The sequence below is a fragment of the Gilliamella sp. B2969 genome (assembly GCF_026536195.1).
Lineage (GTDB): Bacteria > Pseudomonadota > Gammaproteobacteria > Enterobacterales > Orbaceae > Gilliamella.
In genome coordinates, this window is record NZ_JAFNOP010000031.1 from 1 (window position 1) to 521 (window position 521).

Consider the following 521-nt stretch of genomic DNA (forward strand, 5'->3'; position numbering starts at 1 on the left):
GGCACGGCTAATGCCGGTCGTGATAGCGATACAGCCAACCGTTTTGCGGCAGGGGAGCAAAATGGTAACCGCGAAGGTGACCAGGATAACAGCATTGAAAGTGGGACATGGTATGCGCGTATTCGTCATGAACAGGCAATCAGTAGTCAGGTAATCATCAGCGGTAAAAGTAACCGCTGTCAGCTAGTACCGGGTCAACGTATTCGCATAACAGGTAACCCGTTAGCCGATACGCAAGAGGGGTTTATCATTATAAGTGTGGCTGGGCACGGTAACCGCACGGATGCTTATGAAGTAGTATTTACCGCCATCCCGTATCAGGTATTAAAACCCTACCGCCCTAAACCGATAGCATGGCCACAAATCAGCGGCACCTTACCGGCACGGGTGACCAGTCCGGATAATGACACCTATGGTTATATTGACACTCAGGGTCGGTATCGGGTTAAGTTTAACTTTGACCTGAAAAGCTGGAACAGCGGTGAAGAGAGCTTATGGGTCAGACTGGCAAAACCGTATGC

The 521-nt window shown here is 50.1% G+C and carries 1 protein-coding gene; it reads left to right on the plus strand.

The annotated features are described in order from the left end of the window. On the plus strand, window positions 1-521 hold a 521-nt coding region (locus J3U66_RS12800), incomplete at both ends, for a contractile injection system protein, VgrG/Pvc8 family (protein WP_267349255.1).